The organism is Bacillus sp. PK3-067 (assembly GCF_056738645.1).
In genome coordinates this window covers 2,945,305-2,971,620 of sequence record NZ_CP096490.1, presented here as the reverse complement: position 1 = coordinate 2,971,620, position 26,316 = coordinate 2,945,305, and the positions used below count along the sequence as shown (strand labels likewise).

General features: G+C 35.0%; 31 protein-coding genes, 1 pseudogene and 1 riboswitch. Of the genes and pseudogenes, 26 read left to right on the top strand and 6 right to left on the bottom strand.

Annotated elements, in window-relative coordinates; all coding sequences use genetic code 11:
- Positions 1 to 107 precede the first annotated feature (107 nt).
- A riboswitch (Lysine riboswitch) is annotated at positions 108 to 301 on the bottom strand.
- 320 nt (positions 302 to 621) lie between these two features.
- Positions 622 to 1,071 (top strand): GNAT family N-acetyltransferase, encoded by a 450-nt coding sequence (locus tag M1D73_RS15335; RefSeq protein WP_000764606.1) that lies wholly within the window; start codon positions 622 to 624, stop codon positions 1,069 to 1,071.
- 36 nt (positions 1,072 to 1,107) lie between these two features.
- Here the strand turns inward: M1D73_RS15335 and M1D73_RS15330 are convergent, their stop codons facing one another.
- Positions 1,108 to 2,118 (bottom strand): sulfite exporter TauE/SafE family protein, encoded by a 1,011-nt coding sequence (locus M1D73_RS15330; protein ID WP_121868301.1) that lies wholly within the window; start codon positions 2,116 to 2,118, stop codon positions 1,108 to 1,110.
- 98 nt (positions 2,119 to 2,216) lie between these two features.
- Between M1D73_RS15330 and M1D73_RS15325 the strand changes: the two genes are divergently transcribed.
- The 7 genes from M1D73_RS15325 to M1D73_RS15295 all read left to right on the top strand — a co-directional run bounded on the left by M1D73_RS15325 (position 2,217) and on the right by M1D73_RS15295 (position 7,355).
- The gene (locus tag M1D73_RS15325) at positions 2,217 to 3,014 is read left to right on the top strand and encodes a VOC family protein (RefSeq protein WP_098213077.1); all 798 of its coding nucleotides are present in this window, start codon (positions 2,217 to 2,219) and stop codon (positions 3,012 to 3,014) included.
- A 14-nt stretch (positions 3,015 to 3,028) separates the two neighbouring features.
- Entirely contained in the window at positions 3,029 to 3,958 is a 930-nt protein-coding gene (locus M1D73_RS15320; protein ID WP_000661756.1) for an aminoglycoside phosphotransferase family protein, read from the top strand.
- A 13-nt stretch (positions 3,959 to 3,971) separates the two neighbouring features.
- Positions 3,972 to 4,715, top strand: a complete 744-nt coding sequence (locus tag M1D73_RS15315; protein WP_000357656.1) for a metallophosphoesterase family protein — start codon at positions 3,972 to 3,974, stop codon at positions 4,713 to 4,715.
- A 170-nt stretch (positions 4,716 to 4,885) separates the two neighbouring features.
- Positions 4,886 to 5,554 (top strand): nucleoside/nucleotide kinase family protein, encoded by a 669-nt coding sequence (locus M1D73_RS15310; protein ID WP_001080563.1) that lies wholly within the window; start codon positions 4,886 to 4,888, stop codon positions 5,552 to 5,554.
- Between the two features lie 27 nt (positions 5,555 to 5,581).
- Positions 5,582 to 6,043, top strand: a complete 462-nt coding sequence (locus M1D73_RS15305; RefSeq protein WP_000490272.1) for a hypothetical protein — start codon at positions 5,582 to 5,584, stop codon at positions 6,041 to 6,043.
- 92 nt (positions 6,044 to 6,135) lie between these two features.
- Positions 6,136 to 6,960: a DUF2785 domain-containing protein gene (locus tag M1D73_RS15300; RefSeq protein ID WP_000141232.1), complete on the top strand. Its 825-nt coding sequence runs from the start codon at positions 6,136 to 6,138 to the stop codon at positions 6,958 to 6,960.
- Positions 6,961 to 7,040: 80 nt separating this feature from the next.
- Complete coding sequence (locus M1D73_RS15295) at positions 7,041 to 7,355, top strand: DUF3892 domain-containing protein (protein WP_000358176.1); 315 nt, start codon at positions 7,041 to 7,043, stop codon at positions 7,353 to 7,355.
- A gap of 86 nt (positions 7,356 to 7,441) precedes the next feature.
- On the opposite strand, the gene M1D73_RS15290 is transcribed toward M1D73_RS15295, so the two are convergent.
- On the bottom strand, positions 7,442 to 7,882 hold the full coding sequence (locus tag M1D73_RS15290; RefSeq protein ID WP_000708761.1) for a YaiI/YqxD family protein: 441 nt from the start codon (positions 7,880 to 7,882) through the stop codon (positions 7,442 to 7,444).
- Between the two features lie 376 nt (positions 7,883 to 8,258).
- Here M1D73_RS15290 and M1D73_RS15285 point away from each other — a divergent pair, with 376 nt between their 5' ends.
- Positions 8,259 to 8,852, top strand: a complete 594-nt coding sequence (locus M1D73_RS15285; RefSeq protein WP_001255984.1) for a cupin domain-containing protein — start codon at positions 8,259 to 8,261, stop codon at positions 8,850 to 8,852.
- 151 nt (positions 8,853 to 9,003) lie between these two features.
- Entirely contained in the window at positions 9,004 to 9,471 is a 468-nt protein-coding gene (locus tag M1D73_RS15280) for a GNAT family N-acetyltransferase (RefSeq protein WP_098213078.1), read from the top strand.
- 189 nt (positions 9,472 to 9,660) lie between these two features.
- Here the strand turns inward: M1D73_RS15280 and pdxR are convergent, their stop codons facing one another.
- Positions 9,661 to 11,103, bottom strand: a complete 1,443-nt coding sequence (gene pdxR / locus M1D73_RS15275) for a MocR-like pyridoxine biosynthesis transcription factor PdxR (protein ID WP_063245365.1) — start codon at positions 11,101 to 11,103, stop codon at positions 9,661 to 9,663.
- A gap of 125 nt (positions 11,104 to 11,228) precedes the next feature.
- Between pdxR and M1D73_RS15270 the strand changes: the two genes are divergently transcribed.
- The gene (locus M1D73_RS15270) at positions 11,229 to 12,140 is read left to right on the top strand and encodes a DMT family transporter (RefSeq protein ID WP_000832977.1); all 912 of its coding nucleotides are present in this window, start codon (positions 11,229 to 11,231) and stop codon (positions 12,138 to 12,140) included.
- 18 nt (positions 12,141 to 12,158) lie between these two features.
- On the opposite strand, the gene M1D73_RS15265 is transcribed toward M1D73_RS15270, so the two are convergent.
- A complete protein-coding gene (locus M1D73_RS15265) occupies positions 12,159 to 12,626 on the bottom strand; it encodes an NUDIX hydrolase (RefSeq protein ID WP_000623966.1) in 468 nt (155 codons plus the stop codon).
- A gap of 96 nt (positions 12,627 to 12,722) precedes the next feature.
- Here M1D73_RS15265 and M1D73_RS15260 point away from each other — a divergent pair, with 96 nt between their 5' ends.
- The 7 genes and pseudogenes from M1D73_RS15260 (at position 12,723) to M1D73_RS15230 (ending at position 17,846) form a co-directional block, all read left to right on the top strand.
- A complete protein-coding gene (locus M1D73_RS15260) occupies positions 12,723 to 13,130 on the top strand; it encodes a DUF3980 domain-containing protein (RefSeq protein WP_000610496.1) in 408 nt (135 codons plus the stop codon).
- 17 nt (positions 13,131 to 13,147) lie between these two features.
- Complete coding sequence (locus M1D73_RS15255; RefSeq protein ID WP_001266045.1) at positions 13,148 to 13,618, top strand: GNAT family N-acetyltransferase; 471 nt, start codon at positions 13,148 to 13,150, stop codon at positions 13,616 to 13,618.
- A gap of 155 nt (positions 13,619 to 13,773) precedes the next feature.
- Entirely contained in the window at positions 13,774 to 14,283 is a 510-nt protein-coding gene (locus tag M1D73_RS15250; RefSeq protein WP_001008618.1) for a nucleoside deaminase, read from the top strand.
- Between the two features lie 165 nt (positions 14,284 to 14,448).
- Positions 14,449 to 15,339, top strand: coding sequence for an AraC family transcriptional regulator (locus tag M1D73_RS15245; protein WP_061113180.1), 891 nt, complete (start codon positions 14,449 to 14,451; stop codon positions 15,337 to 15,339).
- Between the two features lie 24 nt (positions 15,340 to 15,363).
- Positions 15,364 to 16,299 (top strand): serine hydrolase domain-containing protein, encoded by a 936-nt coding sequence (locus M1D73_RS15240; protein WP_098213080.1) that lies wholly within the window; start codon positions 15,364 to 15,366, stop codon positions 16,297 to 16,299.
- A gap of 100 nt (positions 16,300 to 16,399) precedes the next feature.
- A complete protein-coding gene (locus tag M1D73_RS15235) occupies positions 16,400 to 17,425 on the top strand; it encodes an SDR family oxidoreductase (RefSeq protein ID WP_000697698.1) in 1,026 nt (341 codons plus the stop codon).
- Positions 17,426 to 17,477: 52 nt separating this feature from the next.
- Positions 17,478 to 17,846: pseudogene (locus M1D73_RS15230) on the top strand (SMI1/KNR4 family protein).
- A 64-nt stretch (positions 17,847 to 17,910) separates the two neighbouring features.
- Here M1D73_RS15230 and M1D73_RS15225 read toward each other — a convergent pair.
- Positions 17,911 to 18,702 (bottom strand): DUF4240 domain-containing protein, encoded by a 792-nt coding sequence (locus M1D73_RS15225; RefSeq protein ID WP_000449119.1) that lies wholly within the window; start codon positions 18,700 to 18,702, stop codon positions 17,911 to 17,913.
- A 193-nt stretch (positions 18,703 to 18,895) separates the two neighbouring features.
- On the opposite strand from M1D73_RS15225, the gene M1D73_RS15220 reads away from it, so the two are divergent.
- A complete protein-coding gene (locus tag M1D73_RS15220) occupies positions 18,896 to 19,363 on the top strand; it encodes an NUDIX hydrolase (RefSeq protein WP_000366230.1) in 468 nt (155 codons plus the stop codon).
- A complete protein-coding gene (locus M1D73_RS15215; protein WP_121868300.1) occupies positions 19,364 to 20,029 on the top strand; it encodes an alpha/beta hydrolase in 666 nt (221 codons plus the stop codon).
- A gap of 45 nt (positions 20,030 to 20,074) precedes the next feature.
- Here M1D73_RS15215 and M1D73_RS15210 read toward each other — a convergent pair whose 3' ends face one another.
- Complete coding sequence (locus M1D73_RS15210; RefSeq protein WP_121868299.1) at positions 20,075 to 22,018, bottom strand: elongation factor G; 1,944 nt, start codon at positions 22,016 to 22,018, stop codon at positions 20,075 to 20,077.
- A 265-nt stretch (positions 22,019 to 22,283) separates the two neighbouring features.
- Between M1D73_RS15210 and M1D73_RS15205 the strand changes: the two genes are divergently transcribed.
- The 6 genes from M1D73_RS15205 to M1D73_RS15180 all read left to right on the top strand — a co-directional run bounded on the left by M1D73_RS15205 (position 22,284) and on the right by M1D73_RS15180 (position 26,312).
- Positions 22,284 to 22,712 carry a MarR family winged helix-turn-helix transcriptional regulator gene (locus tag M1D73_RS15205; RefSeq protein WP_000204162.1) on the top strand — a complete coding sequence of 143 codons (429 nt, stop codon included), beginning with the start codon at positions 22,284 to 22,286 and terminating at the stop codon, positions 22,710 to 22,712.
- An 18-nt stretch (positions 22,713 to 22,730) separates the two neighbouring features.
- Entirely contained in the window at positions 22,731 to 23,369 is a 639-nt protein-coding gene (locus tag M1D73_RS15200) for a nitroreductase family protein (protein ID WP_000185393.1), read from the top strand.
- A 46-nt stretch (positions 23,370 to 23,415) separates the two neighbouring features.
- Positions 23,416 to 23,709, top strand: a complete 294-nt coding sequence (locus tag M1D73_RS15195) for a putative quinol monooxygenase (protein WP_000583805.1) — start codon at positions 23,416 to 23,418, stop codon at positions 23,707 to 23,709.
- A gap of 212 nt (positions 23,710 to 23,921) precedes the next feature.
- Positions 23,922 to 24,197 carry a TIGR04197 family type VII secretion effector gene (locus M1D73_RS15190; RefSeq protein ID WP_000503636.1) on the top strand — a complete coding sequence of 92 codons (276 nt, stop codon included), beginning with the start codon at positions 23,922 to 23,924 and terminating at the stop codon, positions 24,195 to 24,197.
- Positions 24,198 to 24,237: 40 nt separating this feature from the next.
- Positions 24,238 to 24,600, top strand: coding sequence for a DUF3958 family protein (locus M1D73_RS15185; protein WP_000077520.1), 363 nt, complete (start codon positions 24,238 to 24,240; stop codon positions 24,598 to 24,600).
- Positions 24,597 to 26,312, top strand: a complete 1,716-nt coding sequence (locus M1D73_RS15180) for an EndoU domain-containing protein (protein ID WP_098213083.1) — start codon at positions 24,597 to 24,599, stop codon at positions 26,310 to 26,312. The genes M1D73_RS15185 and M1D73_RS15180 overlap by 4 nt, the downstream gene beginning before the upstream one ends.
- Positions 26,313 to 26,316 lie beyond the last annotated feature (4 nt).

The window sequence follows — 26,316 nt, the reverse complement described above, 5'->3', positions numbered from 1 at the left end:
ACACTCCTTTTCTTGTAGGTTAGGAAGGAGCGGGGGAGAAAAATACAAAAAACCGCCAAAGGAATTTGGCGGAACGTTTCACAAATAACCACCCCATCATACCCTTCCGTTAAGATAGCACCCCACGTTTACACGGTAATTTTGTAAACGTGACAGTTCTGTTCCTTTCGGAGACAGCCCCAGCTCATATTTCCAGAGAAGAAATATAAACTTCGGCAACTTTTCCTTTCAAACGGAGTCAGCTGACATTCTCTGTGTCTCGTCCGTTTTACTATTAAAAGTCGCAACCTCTACCTCATCGGATTGATGAGGATTTATATATTGCTAAGATTTTTAATATATGGCAATTGTAATGACTTTCTGAATATATTGCAAGATATTTTGTTAGGAAAAGTCAAAAAATATCGGTTATTGTATAGGAAACGCTTGCAAAACTCCACCCGAACCTACTATTATGTAGCAATAAGCAAAGAAAAAATTGTTATACAAATGTTTCGCAAAAAATATTGAAAAACCCTCTAAATTAAAAGAAAATTCAGAAAAATATAATTCGACATTCATAATAAAGTCATATTATTTGTTATAATTAGGGTAACGTTTAAGCAAAAAGGGGAAATCAAAATGAAATTAGAAACAGAAAGGCTCTATATAGTGCCGTGTACAGAAGAGAGGATTCAAGTCGCTAACGAGCAAGGATACAATAGCGGCCCGCATATTGTAGGGCATGTAAAGAATGTAAAAAAAGATGCAACTTTATTACCATGGGGGGCGTGGTATGTTCTTCGAAAAGAAGATGATAGCGTTTTAGGTGATATTGGGTTTAAAGGGAAACCAAACGAGAATCAAACAGTAGAAATTGGCTATGGATTCATTGAGAAATATTGGAATCAGGGCTATGCAACAGAAGCTGTAAAAGAACTAATCGATTGGGCTTTCAAAACAGGTGAGGTAGAAACAATAATTGCAGAGACACTTCTAGATAATTATAGTTCGATGCGTGTTTTAGAAAAGTTACATATGAAGAGAGTAAATGCTACAGAAATGATGATTAATTGGAAAATAGAAAAATAAAAAATACCGCTCTAAATTGAGCGGTATTTTTTATAGTTATGGTAGCATTTGCTTCTGATCATTCGGATACTCAGCCGTTGACGTATTAGGACGATTGGAATGATTACGAACAGCAATGAAAATAGAAATAATAACGACAAGACCAACTGCAACGTAAGAAAGTGAAATAATAGTTGGATCCACTTTAAATGTAGTAAGCAGTGTACGAATGTTTGTAAAGATAATAAGACCACCAACTAATACGCCAAGTAAATGAGAAGGAACGATGCGAACTAGCCATGCCGCGATTGGTGCCGCTACGATACCACCGAGCATGAGAGAAAATACCCAAATCCAGCTTACTTGTTCCCAGCCAAGTGAGATGAAGAAGCCGATTGTTGCAGCGAGTGAAACAGGAAATTCACTCGTATCTACAGATCCAATAACTTTTCTAGCTTCATTTCCTCTTGCTAGAAGAACAGGTGTCGTAATCGGCCCCCAACCACCGCCACCAGTTGAATCAACGAATCCAGCGAATAAACCAAGCGGCACAAGTTGTTTTGCAGACATACGCTTATTTGAAGTGACAATTTGTTTTTGAATGATGAATCGTAATAAAATATAACCCCCTAAAGTAAATAAAAATACGGAAATGTACGGTTTAATTACATCACCAGGTAAATTGCTTAAAAAACATGCCCCAACAAATGCGCCGATTGCCCCAGGTAATGTAAGCCTGGAAACTGTATATTTATCAACGTTTCCAAATTTGATATGAGATGCGCCAGAAGCTGCAGTTGTAACGACTTCAGCTAAATGAACCGATGCGGAAGCTACAGCCGGTGCAATACCAAACATTAATAATAGTGAAGTAGACGTTACCCCATACGCCATTCCGAGTGCTCCATCGATCAGTTGAGCGAAAAATCCAATAATAGCAAAGACAATTAATTTCTGCATAAATAATCCCCCTGTAATAATAAATGAAAAAGACACTTTTCCCGTATGAGAAAAGTGCCTTTGGTTTTTCCAATCAGCAATAATTAAATTTGTTTCATTATAATACATATTAATCGTATAAATCAACTAGGTTTTAAAGTTTTTGAATTGAATGAAAGAAAAATAAAATATACAATAAAAGGATGGAGAGAAAGGGGAGAAAGAATATGTTAGCATTTGATCATCTCGTTCACGCAGTGCAATATACACCGGAGGAAGCGGCAAAACAAATGCAGGAGCTTGGATTTCATACTGTATTAGGCGGAGAGCATACTACTTGGGGTACTTGGAATAGTTTAAGTTATTTTGACTTATCATACATAGAATTTTTAGTAGTTCAGCATGAAGAAAAAGCGAAAGAAGCAGAAAATCCATTAGTACAAGAAACAGTGGTGAAACTACAAAATGGAGAAGGAATGCTACAAATCGCGATCCGAACAGATGCAATTGAGGAGCTAGCAGTTAACTTTAATAAGTACGGCTTACATACGATAGGGCCATTTGAAGGGAAACGCATGAGAAAAGATGGCCGGCTTTTAGAATGGAAAATGTTATTTGTTAAGCAAGAAGAGAACGGACCGAAATTACCTTTCTTTATACAGTGGAATGAAACGGACGAAGAAAGAAGAAACGATTTACGTAACAGTGGGATGATCACTGAACATAAAAACAAAGTGCAACAAATTGAAACGATTCATTACGCAGTAAAAAACGTTCGAGAAACAGTAAGGAAATGGAAAAAAGTAATGGGACTATCTACAAGCTCAGTTGTGAAAAATGAAAAATGGAATGCTGAGAGTCAAAGTGTAGTGTTTGGAAATATTCATGTGCAGTTTTGTGAACCGATTGGAGAAGGGCTAGTACTAGAACATTTGAATAAGAATGGCGAATATCCATTTGCAGTAGAGTTTAAAGGTGGAGATAAACGAGAGCATGAAGTGCTAGGTAGTTTGTACATATATTAATAGAGGTGAACGTTGTGAAAGAAATGCTTAGGGAGATAGAGAGAATACTAGAATGGCCTCGTATGTTAAAAGCGACTGTTATTTCAAAAGGCTTTTCATTCGATGAGAAATATAAAATTGAATTAGAGAGTGGGGCCTCGTATTTTATTAAAGTATGCGATTCATCATATTTTGAACGGAAGCAGGAAGAATATGAATATATGCAGCAGCTAGATTCTTTACATATTCCTATGCCAAAATTAATTCATTTTATTAGTCTTACTAAATTCAATAAATGTGTACAAGTTTTTGAATGGATTGATGGATTAGATGGTGAAGATATATTAAGAACGTTGTCTACAGAAGAGCAGTATAGGGCTGGAAAAAAGGCTGGAGAAGTACTAAAAAAGATTCATTTAGTTGAAAAAGAAGATAAAAGTAATTCATGGGAAATGTCTATATGGAGTAAATATGAGAGATACTTAGAAGCGTTGAAAGAATATGAAGTAGACTTTTTTCGTTTAAATACAGTGATAGATTTTGTAGGAAATCATAAAGATTTATTAAAAAATCGTCCCATCGTATTTTTACATGACGATTTTCATCCGGCTAATATAATGATTGACCAAAATGAGTTTCGGGCTGTCATTGATTTTGCTAGATTCGATATTGGTGATCCTATTCATGATTTTTATAAAGTAGCACTATTTACAACGAATATAAGCAAACCATTTGCGGTTGGACAAGTTCACGGTTATTGCGGAGGAGAACCTGATCTACATTTTTGGAAACTGTACTCATTATATGCAGCAATGATATTCCCGGCTGATATCGTATGGACAAACCGAAGCACACCATATTTATTAGATGATATGAAGGAAAGATTAAATGGAATTTTAGAAGATCATAATGATTTTTCATCCTATATTCCAAAATGGTATCAATCAAGCGAATTTAATAAATAAAGGAGTAATTTATATGGATAAAATAGCAGTAATTTCAGATATTCACGGTAATATTCAAGCATTAGAATCCGTGTTGAATGATATTAAATTAAGAGGAATCGAGCGCATTATTTGCCTTGGAGATTTAGTAGGAAAAGGACCTCATTCCAGTGAAGCAATTGAAATCATTCGTAAAGAATGTGAAGTAGTCGTAATGGGAAACTGGGATGATTTTATTACAAAGCCGACTGAATTTGAAGCATTAAAATGGCATCAAAAACAATTATCGGAAGAACAAAATGATTATTTAAGAAGTTTACCATTTTCAATCGAATTTTTTATGAGTGGAAAACTCATTCGTATGTTTCACGCTTCACCGAGAAGTTTATATGAAAGAATTCAACCACACGCTTCAAGAGAAGAACGTATTAGTATGTTCGAAAATAGTGATCTGACAGAAAATATAGAAGGAGAAAGAAAACCAGATGTCGTTTGTTACGGCGATGTTCACCAAGCGTTCGTTCAAAATTTCAGAGGGAAAACGTTATGTAATGCCGGTAGCGTAGGAAACCCACTTGAAATAACGCAAGCTTCCTATTTAATATTTGAAGGAACATATAATGAAAAAGAAGCGGCGAGCTTTTCTATTCAACTTGTACGAGTACCGTATGATATTGAATTAGCTATCAGATTAGCAGAAGAACTCGAAATGCCAGAAATTGAAGAGTATAAGCAAGAGTTACGGACGGCCTTATATCGGGGGTTTAAGGGGAAGTAAGCTAATAATATATCAACGATTTTTCAAATATATCTATCATAACTTAAAATATATCAACGATTTTTTCGATATATCAACGATTCGACAAAGGATATCGATTTACCGACAAATAGTGACATGAATTGTTACTTATAATTATATTATGTAAACTAATTATAAAGGGAGATATCATGAACCGAAAACAACGAATCAAAGAAATTGCAGATCATATTGTAAAGCTAAACTTAACCTATCCAACAAGAGTTGGAGTAAGTGGTATTACAGCATCAGGAAAAACAACATTTGCAAACGAATTAGCGGAAGAAATAAAAAAACGAGGATTACCAGTAACACGCGCCAGCATTGATGATTTTCATAATCCAAGAGTGATTCGCTATGCAAAAGGAAAAGAATCTGCAAGAGGGTATTATGAAGATGCACACGATTATACAGCTTTCAAAGAAAGATTATTAATGCCTTTAGGACCTAACGGGAATTTACAGTATGAAACGATTTCTCATAACTTAATAACGGATATGTCTGTACATAATGAGCCGCTATTGGCCACGCAAAATATGATATTAATAGTAGATGGAACGTTTCTATTGAAAAAAGACGTTGCGTATTTATTTGATTACAAAATCTTTGTAGATACAAATTTTGAGATTGCGAGAAAACGTGGTGCTAAGCGGGAAACTGAAGCTTTTGGAAGTTATGAAGAAGCAGAGAAGATGTTTTTGAACAGATATCATGCGGCCTGTAAGTTGTATATAGATGAGCATAATCCGAAAGAACTTGCAGATGTTTTATTTGAAAATAGTAAATTTGATGATCCAGTAGTTCTATTTAAAAGACATTAATACAGTTTATATAGGAGGAATGAACATTTGTTTAGATGGTTTCAAAAAAATAATAAAGTGAATGAAGAGAAGGATGGACAATATTTAGAAATCAAAAATGAACAGATAAATGAACAGTTAAAACAAAAAATAATGGAACTAGAGAGTATAAGTGAAGACATTTGCAGTAAGTATCAAAAAATATATGAAGAACGTTTTGCGCAAAATGGTAAATTAAATTTGAAGCTGTCAATTAAAAGAGATATAGACGGTGATGAATTAGAAGGACTAACATCTAACAATTGTTTAGACTATGAATATAGATCAGAAATTAATTTTGAATATGATGCTTCAAAATCATGGGAAGTCTGTACTATTTCGCTTTGGTACTATCACCAAGGATATCGAAAAAGTAGTAGCATAGGAACACTTTATAGCGGAACGATTAATGAATTAGAAGAAGAAGTTAAAGTAACATTGGAAGAACTGTTACATAGTGAAGATAATTAATGATTCCATTTTATATTGCGTTAAGAATGGGTTTAATTTTATGATACTAATAGGGAATAATTTAGGAAGAGAAATTTAAAGGGGATAAAAAAATGACAGAAGTACTAGAACTAAAAGAAGAACTACTACAAATTAAAAATAATAATTATGCTGTACCAGAAGACGTAGATGCATATCCATATGCGCAGTGGATGCTAGATTATATCGGATCACCAGATGCTGAATTACGTGATGATTTAATTTATAGTACGCTTCATACATGGATTACAAATGATGTGTTTAGACAAAAAGAATTACGAGGGTTAATGCTACAAGCAATTAGCCCTGATTATTTATTTTATAAAATCGGTGAAAAGGGAACAGACTCTGTTTTTAAACGTGCATTCTCTGTATTAATTCCACCACTTATTTTATCTGTTCATGAAAGAGAACCGTTGTTATCGGAAGAACAATTGTACAGTGTGGCAGAACAAGTGTTGGAATATGTATATTTAGAAGAAGATGTAAGGGGCTATGTAGAAGGAAAAGGCTGGGCACACTCTACTGCACATGCAGCAGATGCACTTGATGCTTTAGCACGTACAATACAAAATCGTGAGTTCTCATATGCAATACTAGCTGCCGTTCGTCAGAAGGTACGCTTACATGACTACGTTTACATTCACTTTGAGGATGAGAGATTAGTAGCACCAATTATGTCGTTACGTAACCAAAATCTTTTAACTGAAGAAGAGTGGAGCAACTGGTTACATAGTATAGCAACTGTTGAGGACATCCGACATCCGCAGCATGCTATTTTAGTACAAAATATTAGATCGTTCTTAAGAAGTTTATATTTCAGAGTTTTAGAGACAGAGGGTAGCACAGCCTTTACAGATGATATATTGGAGACTTTGAAAGGGTTGCGTAGGTATTAAAAATACGTTTTTCTAAGAGAAAAGTACATAAAACCACTACCTCCCAACCATACTAATAAAATGTGTTGGAGGTGAGTTTTATGGACAAAAAAGACTTTGAAAAGGTGTATAATGATTATTTACATCAAGGAGAAGAGCAAGCTCAATTTGAAGTAGGCCATGAAGTCAATACAGGAGCAGAACAAATTGTTGCTGTTCGTAAAAATGATGATGGAGATTTAATAGCGTTTAAAACAAGTAGCGGGAGAGAGTTAGATTATATGACTGCTCTTAATGAAGCGAAATCAGGGAAGTTAGCTCATGTGGACGTATTTCATAAGTATGGCAGAGATATTATACGTAGTGAACCGGATGGAATAAAAGAAAATAACTTAGATAATTTACCTTCATTTTAAACGGGTAAACCTCAAGAAGAGAATGTTCATTACGATATTCTCTTCTTTGTTTTGCGAAGTTTTCCTAGCAAATAGACGATTCATTTTTAAAGTGCGATCATACTTTTAAAGAGCGCTCTAAATTTCTCTTTATCTTCTGCTGTAAATGGTTTCGGTCCCTTTGTACGTTTACCACTTTTTCGAACCATTGCACTTAAATATCGTGTTTGTAACAATTGTTCAATGTTATCATTCGTATACTTATAGCCTTTATGGTGTAGTACGATACAGCCTTTTGCTAAAGCGAGCGAAGCAAGACCGTAATCTTGTGTTACGATTAAATCTTCTTTTTTTGCTAACTGCATAATTCGGTAATCAGCAGCATCTGCTCCGGAATCAACATATATTGTTTCCACACCTTTCGGCTGCTCTGCATTAGAATAATGAGAAAAACTAGTAACGAGTGTAACAGGAATTTCCGCATTCGTAGCTTCAAAAATAATTACATCTTTTACAGGACAAGCATCTGCATCAACGTAAATTTTCATTTTTATCACTCCTATAAATAGGTTCGTGTTGATAATAATGGTAGATTTAGGTTTTGTCAAATGAGTAATATCTTCCTCAATTTAATACGTATGTATTTTTATAAAATAAACGGATATTTCGAACTAAATAACGAATGTACTATAGATTTTAATAAGTGGTTATATGTAGTGATGTGAAAATTTCTTAATACGAAAGTATTAGGAAGTTTTATTTGAATTTCATTCTGCGGATTGATTTTTAATAGTGTTTATTTGGATAAAATAGCAATAGAATATATAAATAAAATGTATTTTAAATTAGAGGATCATTTCATGTTACTGCTCTATGCAATGGTTTCAAAAGATAAGTAAGTCTGAAATTAATCAGGAGGGCCGAATGAGGAGTTTCGATTTATCACAAACAACTATTAATATATCAAAAAATGATCTTATTTATAAAACGAATGATAATAAGTATTGGGTGTATGAAGTGATTTTTCAATCGCATGAAGGCATACCACCTCATAGCCATCCATTTGGAGAAGATTGTGCAGTTGTGTTGTCAGGTCATTTGGATTATTATATTTCAAATAAAATAATGATTCGTGCATCAAAAGGAGAGATTGTGTTTGGGTGGAAGAACCATATACATGGCTATAAAAATAATGAAACAGAACCCTTGCATCTATTAATTTTCGTTGCGCCGAATAAAATTGGGCTAGAATATTTACCTGATGATGATCCAAAAATTGTGCACGTACCGGAAGAAAAGCGAATAATGAAGCTTTCCGAATATCAAGTAGTACATTCCCCTTTTTCTTCTTTTGAAAGAATAAAAATAGATGGTGAATATTCAGAAGCATATAATGAGAATGGACTTATGGTGTTTATTGATATCGAAAATAAACAAATGTATATATTTGAGGGTGAGAATGTGGAGATAAAAACTTCAAATCCCATAGTATTTATTAAGTATACAGCTAGATTGTGAGAATGGAGAGTTGCTTTTCTGTATTTATAATAGATATGTAGTTAAGAATATTAAAGAGGAATATTTTACAGAAAATAGGGGGTGGGTTTTATTATTTAACTTGTAGACAACGAAATAGAAATGACCATTTATTGAGGAGAGCGATATTTATATGCAGTTATATTTTTATAATGAAAACTTCAGAAATACAATAAATCAATATACATTGTCAGAAGAGCAGCTTTGTTATACAGGTTTACCTAAAAAGCTTGTAAAACTATCGAGTGAGGATTCAGATCGGTATTCAATTTTAGCTATGAAAGATAATGAGCTTGTAACGTTTTTTGTTTTACATAAAAATGACGGGGTTAAACCATATACAAATAATGAAAAATCTATTTTAATAAGAGCATTTTCAACAGATTTTCACCATCAAGGGAAAGGATATGCAAAACAAGCTTTAAAGATATTACCTGACTTTGTCCGAAATAACTTCTTAGGTATAAATGAAATTATTTTAGCAGTAAACGTTAAAAATGTAGCTGCACAATCTTTATATGAAAAATGTGGTTTTTGTGATAATGGGGTTAGAAGGATGGGGCGGAAAGGTGAATTAATCATAATGAGTTACAATTTATAAGAATCATTCTTAGAAGTAGGGAAGAAAGATAAAGAAAAACGAAAAATTTCGAAAAGAAAGCCCCTGTATCAATCATCAGGAGCTTTCTTATAATTTAATTTTGGAATGAAGCTTCTTTTCATTATTTTTTGCTTACTTATTATCTGGAGTTAATGAATAAAGAAGTTTTAAATGTATTAAAAAGTTATTTTATTTCCCACAAACCAAAATAGCCTCCCGCAAACGAGAAATCCCTTCCTCAATTTGATCAATATTCACTTTTCCATAAGATAAACGAATATAACCATCTTTCGCGCCGAAAATACTACCCGGCATAAAGGCGATTTCTTGTTTTAAACTTTGCATAATGAGTTGTTTTTCGTTTATAGGTTCTTTTAATTTCCCCCAAATGTATATACCACCAGTAGGGTTTGAAAAAGAGATTTTGTCGTGAAGTTGCTCATTTAAGGCGCGAACGATAACGTCTCTTTTTTCCGCTAATTGTTTTCGTAACGGTACGATATGCGACTGAAATGGCACAGTTTCGAAAAATTGCTGCATAAGCCACTGCGGGAAAATACTCATACCTAATTCCATTTGGTGTCTTGCGTCGGATAACCTTTCTACTACAGACTGCGGGGCAACAAGCCAACCAACTCGTAAGCCTGGTGCAATCATTTTTGATAAAGAATGTACATAAATGACAGTTCCGTTTTCATCTATTGATTTCAAAGTAGGACAAGGTTGTTTCTTTTCTAGCGTAAGTAAACTAGACGGATCATCTTCAACGATTGCAATTCGTAAATCTGCACAAAGTGATAATAGTTTTTTTCTACGGTTTGGATGAAGCATCGTTCCCGTAGGGTTTTGGAAATTTGGATTTAAAAAGATCATTTTAATACGGTGTTTTCTATATAACTCCTGTACATCATCTGGGTTAATCCCATGTTCATCAACAGGTAATGGGAAAATACGAATACCTGCTGATTGGAATAGAGGCAGGGAATAACAGTGTGAAGGACTTTCGAAAGCAACAGCATCACCTGGATTTAATAAACATTGTACGATAAGATGAAGTGCTTGCTGTGCGCCAGATGTAATCATAATGGATTGTTCAGTCGCCTCAACTTTTAAATATTCTTTCATATATTTTACGACCGCTTGTCTTAGCGGGAGATAGCCTTGCGGATGATCGTAACTTAATGAATGCGTTAACGGTTGTTCACGTAAAATCGCTTGTAGTTGATCGTGGGGATAAAGATTACAACCGAGCTCTCCGTTTGCAAAATCAATAATATTTTCATTTTGTTGTACTTCTGCCCGAATATGGCGAAGTAGTGGTAAGTTTGGTAAAAAAGTACCACCTTCTACGAAATTTCTCCAGTTCGGCGTTAATGTTGGAGAAACACCCCACATATGTGTACTCACGCGTGTTCCTTTACCAGTCGTACTCTCTACAATTCCCATAGCACGTAGTTCATTATAAGCAGTCGTTACTGTACTTCTGTTTACATTTAACTGCGTAGCTAATTTCCGTTCTGAAGGGAGGAAGCTTCCTGGAGGAAGTTCTCCATATGTAATACGTTTTTCAATAAAGTCAACAACTTGCTGATAAATAGGGATTTTACTGTCACTATCTAGTTTCCATTCCATAAAAAACGCCTCCGTATCTCTTATATACATCAAGTATAGCAAATTGGCTGGGTAAAAAAACAGCCAATTGGACGGTGTTATATCCAGCCAATTTTACTATGCTAAATAGGGAAGGGGAGATTCGGATGAAACGATGGCAAATGGAATGGCTCCTAGTATCAGTTGCATTAGTATGGGGAGCAAATTATACAATAGGAAAGTATGGAGTGGCATATATGTCATCCATTCAATTTAATAGTTTACGATTTTTAGTAGCATCACCGGTATTATTACTTATCACTTTTATGATGGAACGCTCATTACGTATTGAAAAAAAAGATTGGTTACGATTAGTAGCAGTCGGTATCGTTGGTACGGCAATGTATCAAACGATGTTTATGCTATCTGTGAAATATACTTCAGCAACGAACGCCTCATTATTAATTGCGATGTCACCTATTTTTACAGGGATATTAGCAGTATTGCACAAACAAGAACGTTTTTCGATGAAAGTACAAATTGGTTCAATAGTAGCGTTTATTGGTGCAGCATTCGTTTTATTAACAGGACATACAGGAGGAACTACTTACGAATATGCGTGGCTCGGAAACATAATTGGATTAGTCGCAGCGATTGCGTGGGGATGGTATCCAATATTAGCGCAACCTCTTATAACAAAATATTCCGCAATGAGAGTCACATCTTGGTCAACTTTAATTGGAATTGTACCTCTCGTTGTATATTGTTTATTCAACGTAAATACATTAACGTGGCCAGTAGACATGCCAAGCTGGGGGTCTCTAGCATATTCAATCGTCTTCGCGACAATCTTCGGACTTGCAATGTGGTATGTCGGTATTAGTCAAATAGGCTCAACGAAAGTAATGGTTTATATGTATCTTGTACCATTGTTCGCAGTTATTTTTGCGGCAGTAACAATAGGGGAGCAAATCAATATGATGCAACTGGTTGGCGGACTTATTATCTTTGTGGGTCTATATGTTGTAAAAAAAGGTGGAATCAAAAAGCCAGCTCTCAATTTGAAAAAAGTAAGTTAACAATAAAAAGGATTTCTTTCATATAGAAGGAGATCCTTTTGGTTTTTGTAATAAAAGCGCTTGTTCAACAGCCCATTTTTGATGATCATGAATGAGAAGCTCTACAGCAAGTAAAGGAGACATCCACCGCAAAACATGATCTTCCTCACAGTTTTCAGTTTGTGTCTGCACCATGTTCGCAATATAAAAAAATCCATCGTTTAAATAATATGTATCTTCTTTTTCTGCATAAAAATATCGCATTGCATTACCGATATATTGATTAATTTCAATTGCCCATCCTAATTCCTCTAGTAGTTCACGATGTAAGCATTCATCTTTTGTTTCGGTACCTTCCATACCGCCACCAGGTAAAAAATAACGGTCTCCTTTTTGGATAATAGCAATGTTTGAAGAAGTTGAGTTAAAAATAATTGCATAACAACTAGGCCGTAATACATATTGCTCAGTAGGCTTTTTATAACCAAAAATAAGTTTAGATATCATAAGACACGTCACCTCTCTATAAAATACACAAAAGGAATAATAAGGTAAAAATAGAATTGTATAAGTATAATCTTACGAGATTGGAGTGATAACAAAATGATAAATCGAAAGTGTTCGCGCTGTAAAGAAATTACAGGTACATTGCACGGTGGTAAAAAAATTAAGGAAGAATTTCTATGTGAGGACTGTTTACAAAAAGGAATTGCGAGCGGTGAAATCGAATTATCACAAGTGGAGCAAGAACAAACTTCGTATCTTTCTATAAAAATATTAAAAATAATGAGTGTGATTTATTTAATAGCATCTATTTTAATGGCTTTTTCAACCGGTCCATTTATACATAATATAGGATTTGATGAAATGTCCATTTCAGGCCCAGAATTAGGTTTAATAAGTATTGTTATGCTAGGTTCTTTATTCCAGTCTGTTCTTGTATTTTGCGGGATATGGGTATTCATCCTTTTAGTAGAAACAGTCATTAAAATTTATGAAAAAATGAAGTGAGTGAGAGGGAGAAACATATGCGAGTAAGAAACATCCAAGGGGAAGATTATGTAAAGATTCATTCTGTTTTAAATGATTGGTGGGGCGGGAGAGACATGGCTGCCATGTTGCCAAAATTGTTTTTCGTTCACTTTCAAGAAACGAGTTTTATCATTGAAGAAGATGGCGAAACGTTAGGTTTCTTATGCGGATTCTTTTCGCAAACGCATAAAGAGGAAGCGTACGTTCATTTTATCGGGGTAAATCCGAAGTATAGAAGAAGAGGAATTGCATCGACATTGTATTCGTATTTCTTTGATGTCGCACGTGCAAATAATTGTAAAGTTGTAAAAGCAATTACGTCACCAGTTAATAAAAAATCGATACAGTTTCATAGGGAGATTGGCTTTCAAATTGAGGCTGGGGATGATGAGATAGAGGGTGTATCGGTACATACAAATTATGATGGGAATGGCGGTAGTAGAGTTTTATTTTTGAAAAATGTGTAGAAAAATAAGCTTTACCAAAACCCACTGAGTTAAATGTATATGAAAATGTTATCCGTTGCATAAAGAATAGCTGACTTTGTTAGCTTGATAGAAGCTAGTATGATAGTCGAAAGGAATTTCCATAACATAATTTCATCTAAAAAAGAGGGATCTATATGAATTTTGAGAGGGATAGATATTTTTTACAGATGGCATTGGAAGAAGCAGAAAAGGCATTAAAAGAAAACACATATCCAGTAGGAGCAGTTATTGTTGATGGAAATAATAATGTCATTGCAAGAGGAAGGAATAGAGTGCATCCAGAAAAAGACATAACAGCTCACGCAGAGTTAGACGCTATTCGCAATGCAGGGGAAGCAATGTTTGATGCAAAAATAAAAAATGAGAGGTTTACTATTTATAGCACGTTGGAACCGTGCCCAATGTGTACAGGTGGTATTTTATTTGCAAAAATACAGAGAGTAGTCTGGTTACTAAATGATGACTTAGGTTTTGGTGGATATAAAAAGATAAAAAATGCTTTAGTTTTCGAAGGGAAATTTAATAAAATCGACATGGTGGAAGAACCATTTGAAGACTTAAAAACAAGACAAAGAGAACTTATGAGACAATGGGAGCTAAATCCCAATAATATTATTAACTTGCGTAGGGCTATAAAAAAATAGTTATTTCTTTAAATTAAATTAGGATAACGCCACATTACCATCAGCTTAAAAAATATAGTGAAATTATATCGATTTAACAATAAAATATGGAAGAATCTATTACGAATAGAAAGCCGTCCTAAAAGTATTCTAGGATGGTTCTTTTTGTTGTGAGGAGCTAAAAGTATGGAGAGTAAACAAAGTAGAAATGAATACTTACGACGCATTTATAAAGTGCAAGATTATATAGAATCAAACATAAATGATTCACTTTCAATTGAAGAGTTAGCGGATGTAGCAGGATTTTCAAAGTTTCATTTTCATCGGATTTTTAAGGGGATAGTAAACGAGTCATTATCACGGTATGTAAACCGATTGAAGTTAGAAAGGGCCACACATCTACTTACATATCGGACAGATATGACGATTACAGATATTGCGTATCACTTCGGATTCACAGATTCAGCAGTTTTCTCCCGAACATTTAAAAATTATTACGGCGTAAGTCCATCTCAATATCGAAACGATAATAGCAAGAATTGCAAAGACGTAAGAAGAACTTCTCAATACAATGAATGTAAGAAGGTTCGAGGAAATGTTGAAATTGTAACAGCGGACGATATAAACGTCGCATACATAAGACATATCGGTACATATGGAGAGTTAACTATAGCTTTTCCAAAAATGATAGAAAAACTATTTCATTACGCAGCTAAGCAAAACTATCATGTATTTGATGATATTAAAGTATTAACCATTTACCACGATCATCATGAATTTACTGAGGACTATCATTTAAGAACAAGTTTATGTATAACAATTCCGGAGGCGTCCGCAATAGAAACGAACGACATAGGAATAATGGTAATACCTTCAGGCAAGTATGTAGTAGGACATTTTGAAATATTTCAAAATGAATATAAAGGAGCATGGGATTTCTTATACGGTGAATGGCTGCCAAATAGCGGATATAAACCGAGAGACTCGTATCCTTTTGAAGTATATAGAAATGATCCAAAGCAGCACCCGGAAAATAAACATATAGTTGATATATATGTACCTATCGAACCTTTTTAATTATAGGTTAAAGGGGAAGGAATAATGAAAACTGCTGAAAAGTTAGATCAAATTATACAAGAAGAATATAAAAATATGAATGGCATGTTAGTAGTGCAGAAAGGTAATGTTGTTTTTGAAAATTATTATAATGGTTACAGTCCAGATAATGCGTTTCATGTAGCGTCAGTTACAAAAACGATAATCTCTGCGTTAATTGGGATATGTATAGATAAGGGCTATATAAAAAGTGTTGATCAAAAAGTAATAGAATTTTTCCCGGAATATAAATGTAAGGAATCTGAAGTAACCGTACGCCATCTTCTAACAATGACAGCGCCATATCCTTTTGTAGACTGGCAGGAACCGTTAGAAGAACTATGTGTACAAGAGGATTGGGTACAGCATACACTTAATAGAATGGGGAACGGTGGAGAAATTGGATCTTTTAAATACTCATCTGCAGGAGCGCATGTACTATCAGCAATTATTACGAATGCAACAGGGAAAAGTGCACGTGAATTTGCGAATGAGTACTTATTTCAACCACTCGGCATGAGCGAAATTCCAAACTACAATATGAAAGCATTTGGATTCGATGACTTATTCGGAAAAGATGTGAAAGGATGGGTTCACGATCCAAATGGTATTTCGACGGGCGGCTGGGGAGTAACGTTAACGGTTAGGGATATGGCTAAGTTTGGACAGATGTATTTGAATGAAGGTATTCATAATGGAAAACAAGTTCTATCAAAATCATGGATAAAAGAATCGACAGAAATGAACCAAAATCAATATGGTTACTTATGGTGGTTACGAGAAGAAGATGGAATCTTTTCATACTGTGCTATGGGTGATGGGGGGAATATGATTTGTTGTATTCCAGAGAAGGAATTGGTGGTGGTGATGGCTTCTGAAGTTGTGCCAGAAGCAAAGGATAGATGGAGATTAATCAAAGAGTATATACTTTTAACAGAGTAATGGTGAGCTTGTAGAAAAATTTAAACGCTCCCCGTAACTTTCCTCAATAAAAAATCGTTAAACATTAGGAAGGGTTATTAATCACGAATGGGGGAGAACTATGAAGATATTAATTCTAGGCGGTACACGATTTTTAGGAAGAGCATTTGTAGATGAGGCTTTACAGAGAGGGCATGAAGTTACGTTATTTAACCGCGGAACAAACAAAGAAGTTTTTCCTGAATTGGAGCAGTTAATCGGTGATAGAAATAACGATGTATCAAGTCTAAAAAATCGAAAGTGGGATGTTGTCATAGACACGTGTGGATTTTCTCCACATCATATTAGGAATGTTGGAGAAGTGCTCAAAGATAATATTGAACACTATGTATTCATCTCAAGCCTTTCCGTATATAAAGATTGGATTCCGCATGACATAAAAGAAGATTATATATTACAGCCCGAACCGACGGATGATCAAATAAAGGCTATAGAGAATGGTGAAGTTTCACCTTATGAGTATTATGGTGCACTGAAAGTATTATGTGAAAAAGAAACAGAGAAGTATTGGCCGGGGCGTGTGTTACATGTAAGAGCAGGTCTTCTTTCAGGAATGTTTGATTATACAGATCGACTTCCATACTGGATTCAGCGTGTAGCAAAGGGTGGGAAAGTATTAGTACCAGGAAGAAAAATTCGTCCCGTGCAATTAGTTGATATAAAAGATGTCGCGAGATGGGGGCTAAATATGGCAGAACATCATAAAGCAGGAACATTTAATATAACAGGTCCGAATGATGAATTGACGATGGAAGAGCTATTAAATACGTGTAAAAAGGTTACGAATAGCGATGCTGAATTTGTTTGGGTAGACGAAGCGTTTATGAGTGAACATAATGTGCAGCCTTGGACAGAAATGCCTTTGTGGATTCCAGAAACTTTCCCATTAGATGGTGAGACGAAGCCGTGGAGAGGCGGGTTTTCTATTTGTATCGAAAGTGCGGTTAATGAAGGGCTTACTTTTAGAAGAATAGAAGAGACAGTTACAGATGTGTATGAGTGGATGGAGAGTACGGAAGAATGGGAATTAAAAGCAGGTATTTCAGGCGAGAGGGAGAAGGAATTGTTAGAAAGATGGTATCAATAAATTTAGCGGAGTTCTTTGAATATGCTTGATTGCACATAAGGGGGAAAAGGTGATGTGGAAAGACACCATTCACAGTATCTCATCAAATGGAGTTACCGAATGATTTATATCAATTATTACAGGAAACAAACGGTATAGAAGGTGAATACGGTGACTTTATATGGTCTGCTTCAAAAATTAAAACTGAAAATATGAGTATGAGAAATATAGTTGATTTTAAGGATTTATACATGCCTTTTGACTGTTTATTATTTTTTGCTGATGGGGGAAATGGTGATTTGTTTGGCTATTCCATTTTGAATGGAAAAGTACAAAGAGATGACATATATGTATGGAACCATGAAAATGATAGTAGAACGTGGGTTGCTCCTTCTTTAAAGACTTTTATGGAGTGGTGGGAGAGGGAAAGATGATAATTTAAATATAGTATCAAAAAAAGTGCCTTGTTACTAAAGAAACAAGGCATTTTTTCACGAATAATTAATCTACCACTCAATCGGTTCTTCCCCGTACATCTCCCATAGCTTAGGAAACATCTTTTTTAAACCTTCTTCATCGTCTTCATCCCAATCTAACTCGATATCAACTTCCTCAAACTCTTCATTTGTTAAGACATGGTATAGTGTAAAGTATGTATCATCTTCATCCCCAGTCTTCTCCATGTAAACTTCTTGCCCGAAATATAGAGTAAGTTCTTCAATCTCTGGGACGTCATACTCACTCAAATTTTCTAATACAGGAATTAATCGTTCTGGATCTTCAATACAAGCTTCGTATGTCTCTTTTCCTTGATATAATAACCATCCGCGGAAGTAATCGAAAGTATCATCTGAACAGCCACCCATAATAATATAGGCTGCTGCCCATAAACGGGAGGTATAGGAGTCTTTCAAAAGGCGATGCATATGCGTATCAAAAGCTACAATTTCATGTACTGTACGTTTAGCAAGGTGAGAAGTAAGCCATTCTATTTGTTCTTCTTGGTCCTCACCTTTCGTTTTTGCACGATGAAGTAGCTCCCAAAATTCTTCTTCGGTTATCGTTTTTTCTTTTATGTAATCTTCCCCAGGCAACGGGTCTGTATATCCTTTTTTACGTTTGGAAGCAACTAGTTTATTAGCTTCTTTCATACATTCTTCTTCTGTTTCAAACTCTTTCGCTTTCACACTGCCAGCTGTGCCAATTTTTCCGTAAAACACAACATAGTCTTTTTCTTTCACAACGATTTTCCAAAACTTATTTGATTTCTCAGTTTGCTGGATTAATAACGTTTCCATCCGTACCCCCATAATGTTTTCTAGTGTGCAATATGATTGTAACATATGTATATACACTTGTAATGATGAAAAATAATAGTTTAGAAAATTCAAAAACCATTGAATGGAGTGGATAAATTTAGTAACCTTATTTGTACAGTAATTACATAATTGTTTTGTAATAATTCGATATTTATATAAGGGGGCGTTACGGATGGATCTTACGTTTAAAGTTGAGGAAACATGTTTTAATTACCGCGTTGGAGCAATTTGTAAACATGATAATAAAATACTCATTCTGCAAGGTGACGGTGAAGATTTTTGGTATGTACCCGGCGGTAGAGTAAAAATGCTAGAGAATAGTGAAGATGCATTAAAACGAGAGCTTGCGGAAGAGATAGGTGTTCCTATTAAAAGGAAAAGGTTAATATGGTCAGTAGAAAATTTCTTTACACTTTCTGAGCGAAAGTTTCATGAAATTAGTTTTTATTATGAAGTAGAGCTACATGAGTTACCTGCGAGTGGAGCGGATCAATATATTTTGGAAGAAGAGGGTAGAACGTATTTGTTTAGATGGGTGCCAGTAGAAGAACTGCATACATATAACTTACAGCCTGCATTTATAAAAGAGAAAGTAAAGGATGTATCAGTTCACACAGAACATATCGTATTACAAAAGTAAATGTATTCGGAGGGGAAAATGGTGAAGGGAACTAAAAAAGAGGTACATATAAATGACAAAGTAATTTATTACACACATATCGAAAAAGGTTCTAGTACCGTTTGCTTTATGTTTTCAGGTTCAGGATACAATTATGATAAGCCGTTATTTTATTACGCGACGATGTTAATGCTTGAACATAAAATAGATGTTGTACATATTCATTATTCTTATGATGGACAATTAATGAATAAACCAATGGAAGAAGTAACGAAAGTAATGATGGATGATATTAATCCGGTAATAAATGAAGTATTAAAAGATGAGCAATACAACGAGACTATGTTTTTAGGGAAGTCACTCGGAACAATTCCGATTGCAAATGATTTAATGAGGAGAGAAGAATTCGCGCAGTCAAAAATGATACTATTTACACCTTTACTGACGTTTGATACAATTTTTGATTCTATCTTACATAGTCGACACGAAGGGTTTTTAGTTATTGGGGATAAAGATCACCAATACAATGCAGGTCAAATTGATCAGTTATATAAAACGAATTTACAGATTGAAGTTGTCAAAAATGTAAATCATTCTGTAAATGTTGGGGGATATGAAACGGAAAATTCAATTGAGGCTATAGCGAAAATAATAGGAAAACTTAAAGAAGTTGTTAGGACAAACTAACCTATTAATACATGCAAAAGAGGTGCGAATTGCACCTCTTTTACTTTAATAAGCCTTCAAAACATGAAGTAAATAATCCTTACGATTCAGCGGATTATAATCAACACGTTTTCGAGTAGGGAAGGGAGCCATAAGCTTTGTGAAACCAGCTGGCTTCGTTGTAAATATGCCTTCTCCTTCTGTAAATGAATGAAGCATGCGTTTAAAATTCCCTGTTTTCGCAACAGGTAATGATCCTGTTAACTGGTAAGAGTTATTACTTAATATAGGCTCTCTAAAAGTTGCTGGAACGGCAGCGAGCTTATATATTGCGGTACTAATTGCCTGCTCCGGTACAGTTAATTCAAACTCATTTACTGGTTCATATACATATGTTTCAGCTTGCTTTAAAGCATCCATTAATATGATCGGTGTCAAATTTCTAAAGTCACTCGCTGTTGTAACAGGACTAGCATAACCAGTATGTGTTAACGTGACCATAACATCTGTAACTTCCCAACCATATAAACCTTGTTTTAACGTTTGAAATACTGTATCTTTAATTGCTTTATGAAATGCTAAAGGCAATGAACCAAGCTCAACACCTAATTTATACGTTATGCCAGAGTTAAGTTCACCACGTTCAATTTTAAAACCAATTGTTGCGTAAAATGGATTCGCTTTTTCACCCATGACTTCAACGGAATTCCCAATGCCAATTGGCTTTTCAATACATACAACTCGCGTATTTGAGAAAGTAACCTGTAAGTTATATTTCTCATAAAGTGTTGTTTCGATAACCTCTTTTTGTACTTCACCGAAAAGGCGAATATAAAGTTCATTATGAACATCATCTTTCCACACTTTAATAAGTGGATCTTCTTCACAGAGTTCCATAAGTGCAGCGTATAAATCATGAATTCGCTCTTTAGGTACCGCATCAATCGCTGCTTCCATTTGTGGTTCGGCAAAGTGAATATCTTTTATATAATCCGTACGTTCACCGATAATATCACCAATTTTTATATCATTCAGTCCCCACACTTTGCAAAATTCTCCGCTAGGAACGATAGTAGATTGAACAGCATTTCCTCTATGAAACATACACATTTTTTTAATCTTTTCTTTATGTGGTAGAGACTCATCGCGCTGTATATCAACATATTTTCTAACATGTAAGCTACCTGAAAAAACTCTTATATACGCAACCTTTTCTCCAGAAGGTTCACGTTCAATTTTAAAAACAACACCGGATAATGGTTCCTCTTGTGCCGATGTAAGAGCTGGCATTAGGGCCGGAAGTTTTTCAAGTATTTCAGTTACTCCTATACCTGTCATTGCTGAACCGAAAAAGATTGGATACACATTTGCTTGCTGTATTTGCTGTTCTAGTTTTTCTCTTAATAGTGCGTCCGGTATTATTTCGTTATTTACATATGATTCAAGTAATGATTCATTAAATGATGCTAACAGTTCCATACAACCGTCATATGATTTGTATTCAATGATCCGGGCTTCTTTCGTTCCTTCGTTTAGAACAGAATAGAAGGGGAATGCTTCATTTGAAAGAACCTCTTTTATTTGTTTCATAACTTTTTCAGTGTTTGCGCCACTACGATCAATTTTATTAACAAATAAAATAGTCGGTATGTTTAGTTTCTGTAATGTTCGCATTAAAATTTTTGTTTGTGCTTGCACACCTTCAACGGCAGAGATAACTAAAATCGCACCGTCTAGAACGCGGAATGATCGCTCCACTTCAGCGATAAAATCAGCGTGTCCAGGTGTATCAATGACATTTACTTTTACATCATCAATAAAGAAAGAAACGACAGATGCTTTAATCGTAATTCCGCGTTGTCTTTCTAATTCCATTGAGTCAGTTTGTGTATTACCACTATCAACTCGGCCAATTTCTTTAATCACATTCGTTTCATAAAGAATACGCTCAGTCAAACTCGTCTTGCCAGCGTCTACGTGCGCGACAATCCCTATATTTATTGTTGTCATTTGTGAATATCCTCATTTCATTTTCCATTTTCAATTCCTCATTTCTATTTGTATATTGCCGCATTATCAATCACTCTCCAGTTCTTTAAATTAGTATTATTATAGTGCAATTAACATTATTTGTAACGCTACAAAGCGCCTTAATTTGGAAAAAATAAAATGAAAACAAAATGCTTGCATTCTAAATCGATATAGATTATATTAATTGACATATCAACTATTGATACATCAAATGTTTTTATTTTGATTGTAAAGGAGGGTTAATTTGACAAGTTCATGCTCAAAAGAAGCGATTATTTTATATAAATTACACTTTCTAAATAAAGAAGTAAGTTCGAAATTTGAAGGGTGTACGGGTATGAGCCAGTCTCGATTAGAGCTTATACTTCAATTATTTGAAGTAGGTGAAATTAGTCAAAAAGCACTTCAGCAAGAAGTGAATATTGATAATGCTGCGATAACAAGGCATTTAAAGCAGCTTGAGGCCAATGAAATGATTGTAAGACGTAAAAATCCAGATGATAACAGAATTACGTTAGTTTCTCTTACTGAAGAGGGACGAAATAAAATTCAGGCGTTTCAAGAGGAAAAAGAACGTTTTGCCGCATCTGCATTTAAAGGATTAAGTGAGGAAGAACGCGATAATCTTTTAAATATGTTAAATCACATTCAAGAAAATATAAAAGAATTATAAAAAAGGGAGAATACAACTATGACTAACTCAGTAAAAACAAATGATTTTAACGAAATTTTAACAGGACGTCGTTCAATTCGTAAGTACGACCCTTCAGTGAAAATTAGCAAAGAAGAAATGACAGAAATTCTTACAGAAGCAACACTTGCACCATCTTCAGTAAACATGCAACCATGGAGATTCGTAGTGATTGAAAGTGACGAAGCGAAAGCAACACTTGCGCCACTTGCGAAATTCAATCAATCTCAAGTAGAAACGTCTTCAGCAATGATTGCTTTATTTGGTGATTTAAACAACTTTGATAACGCAGAAGAAATTTACGGTACAGCAGTAGAGCGTGGACTTATGCCAGCAGAAGTAAAAGAAGATCAAATGAAAAAACTTTCAGCTTACTTCTCTATGGTTACACCAGAAGTAATGAAAGATACGGTATTAATTGACGGTGGTCTTGTAGCAATGCAATTTATGCTAGCAGCTCGTGCGCACGGTTATGACACTTGTCCAATTGGTGGATTTGAGAAAGATCAAATCGCAGAAGCATTTGGACTAGATAAAGAAAGCTACGTACCAGTTATGTTAATTTCAATCGGGAAAGCTGCAGACAGTGGTTACCAATCAGTACGTCTTCCAATTGAAAAAGTTGCAGAGTGGAAATAATTTTATAAAAGAACTTCAATAAGTGAAAGATGAGAGGGGAAGCACCATGATTATTATTCACGCAATATTTCAAGTAGACCCAGCAAAACAACAAGCATTTTTAGAAGAAATTCAGCCACTCATTCATGGTTCAAGAGAAGAAAGTGGCAATGTATCTTATGACTTATATAAAGATACAGAAAAAGAAAGTGTTTATACGATGGTAGAAGTATGGAAAGATGAAGCAGCAGTTGCGAGCCATAATACGAGTGAACACTTCACATCTTTCGTTAGTAAAGCAGCACAATTTTTAACTGCTCCGCTTAATATAAAAGCTTATAATGGAGAATTAGTAAAATAATAAGGTAGAAAAAGATGACTTTAGCATATGGCTGAAGTCATCTTTTTTGTATAAGTAGAATCCATTTTGGACTCAGTTATGTTGATAGATAAGCGTTGCTCGCATCCTCAGTAACAGTGCTGAATTGTATGTTAAATTCGAACATTCGGTTTATTGGGATATTTTTCCGTGGTATAATTTTCTTGTAAATAAAAGGTAGAGGGGAGTAAGTAATGGGAGAATTTCAAAGTAATTTGCATACGGCAACGCAACTTGCAACGAAAATGAGAAATGCTTCAGATAGAATGCAAAGTGCTACTAGTCGCTCTATAAATAAGGCAACGCGTACTACACTATCTGCGAACTTCAAGGCACAAGAAGCAAATCAACAAAATTTACAGATCACGAAACAATTTTGTACTGCTTTTCAACAAACAATTGATAATATCCATTCCGTAGCAAATGAATTTGAGAAAATGGATACAGGACTTCAAAAGACTTTTCAATAATGTAACAACCTACGTAAAGGGGAAAAGGTAGGGGGAAAAGATGAGTCAAGGAATTGAAACGAGAATCAATCAATGTAATCAAAAATTACGAATTATATTTGAAGAACAAAATGAAAACCGAATCGCGCTGCAAAATCAAGAACGAGCTGAGGCTAGTTTTCATGAATGGAAAAATAGAAGTAATCGTTTATTTAACCGAATACTAGAAACTTGGCACGGCGACAAAGAAGTGTTTCACCTTTTTACGAATATGCGGCAAGAAATCGGACAGTATGAAAGAAAACTTACATTCGAATTAGAAAATGAAAAAGAGACGTTGCTTAAAGAAAAACGGCATCTCAGTGAGAAAGAAAACGACCTTTCCTATGAACAGCAGCAACTACAAAGGGAGGCCAATACATGAGTTTAAACATGTATTTGGGAGAAGTACAAAGTCAAACTCAAAGTATGAACGCTATATGTAATGCTACGATTCAAAGTATGGAACAAGTCATTCAATCTATTGATGCCTTTGCGATAGACACAGTATTACAAGGACAAACATACAGTAGTGCAAAATCCTACCTTGTCCAAACATTTCGGCCATTAGCGCAAGGAATTATATGCTTATGTGAAGAATTAATTCGCCAAAACGAAGCATTTCCAAATGAGTTCCAAGCGAAAGTTGCTTCGACAGATGTGATTGAACAAGAAATAAGAGAACAAATAAGGGGAATTAATCAATCGATTACAAGTATAGAAGCAATAGAAGTACTTACACCAATGCCCGGAGTAGGTGCAATTGTAACGGTATTAGGTGCAATGAGAAAAAAACTGGAAGAAAAACTAGAGCATTTATATGAATTCAATCATTCATCCAGCAACAACTACAGCACCGCTCTCCAATTAGCAGCTAGCATCACAGCCGGACTCGCTGAAGTGCAAAGTGGGAAAGGATTTAGCCCTGTGAGTGGGACGTTTAGTATACAAGGATTGAATATGGATTGGGTGAGTTCGATTCAGGGGATTATAGAAGAAACAGCTCGAAAAAATGATCAGTCAATTAAAGATATAGAAACAAATAACATAATTGAGGAGAAATCTCCGGTTAGAAATGCTTGGGACGATGTGGCAGACGGTATAGTTGGCACGTTTGAAACAGCGAAAAAGATGTGGGAAGCTATTCAAAGAGGCTCGGGGAAAGCTATTGGTGATGAAATCGAGTCCGCAATAGCTTTAAGTAATATGGACATAGGAACTTTTATTAATGTAACCTATGCACTTTTCCATTTGGATGAAACTGTAAAAAATATGTGGCATGCATTTTCAAATAAAATAAAACGAGATATGATAGAGGGAGATGCAGAGAGTCGTACAGAATTGACTACCTATGGATTAACACAAATAGCTACCACAATATTAGGCGATAGGGCACTAAATAAAGTAGGCCATATCACAAAAGGAGCAAAAGCATCAAGTGGAGTAAGTACATTTGCTAATGCAGTAAAACTAGCAAAAGAATTGAAGCCTACGCTTGAAATGTTACAATCATTTAAGAGAGAGGCTTCCTATGCATTCTCTAGTGTTGGTGGAACTATCATAACCAAAATACCACAAGGTGAATTGATAGAAGCTTATTATAAGTTTGCGAAGTCTAAAGATGGTGGTAAGGGTACGGGTGGATTCAGTAATGGAACTAGTCGGGCTAACAAGGTTAATATACCCGAAAGTAGCATTAAACATTCAAATGTAGGTGACTTTACAACACATCCTAAAACAGGAGATATTTCAAAAATGAAGGGTGGAGGACATGGACAAAGTAATATTGAATTTTTGGAAAAAAATAATGTAGATTATAATATAAATAAAGTATACGAAAACGGTGTTAGGGTAGGTAATGTGCCTGGACACAAGGTGAAAGCAAAAAGAACAGGTTCCAATCAATCATGGTTTCCAGAAAGCTGGACAGAGTCTGATATTACAGCAGCAGGTGCTAAGATTGCTGAATTGCCCGGATTTGCGAATACAGAAAATGGTGTGGCTATTTTTGGAGAGTATAATGGGGTTAGGGTTGGAGTTATAAAAACAAATGGAGAGATAGGGACTATTTTTCCAGATGCGACTAAACAACCGTAGATAG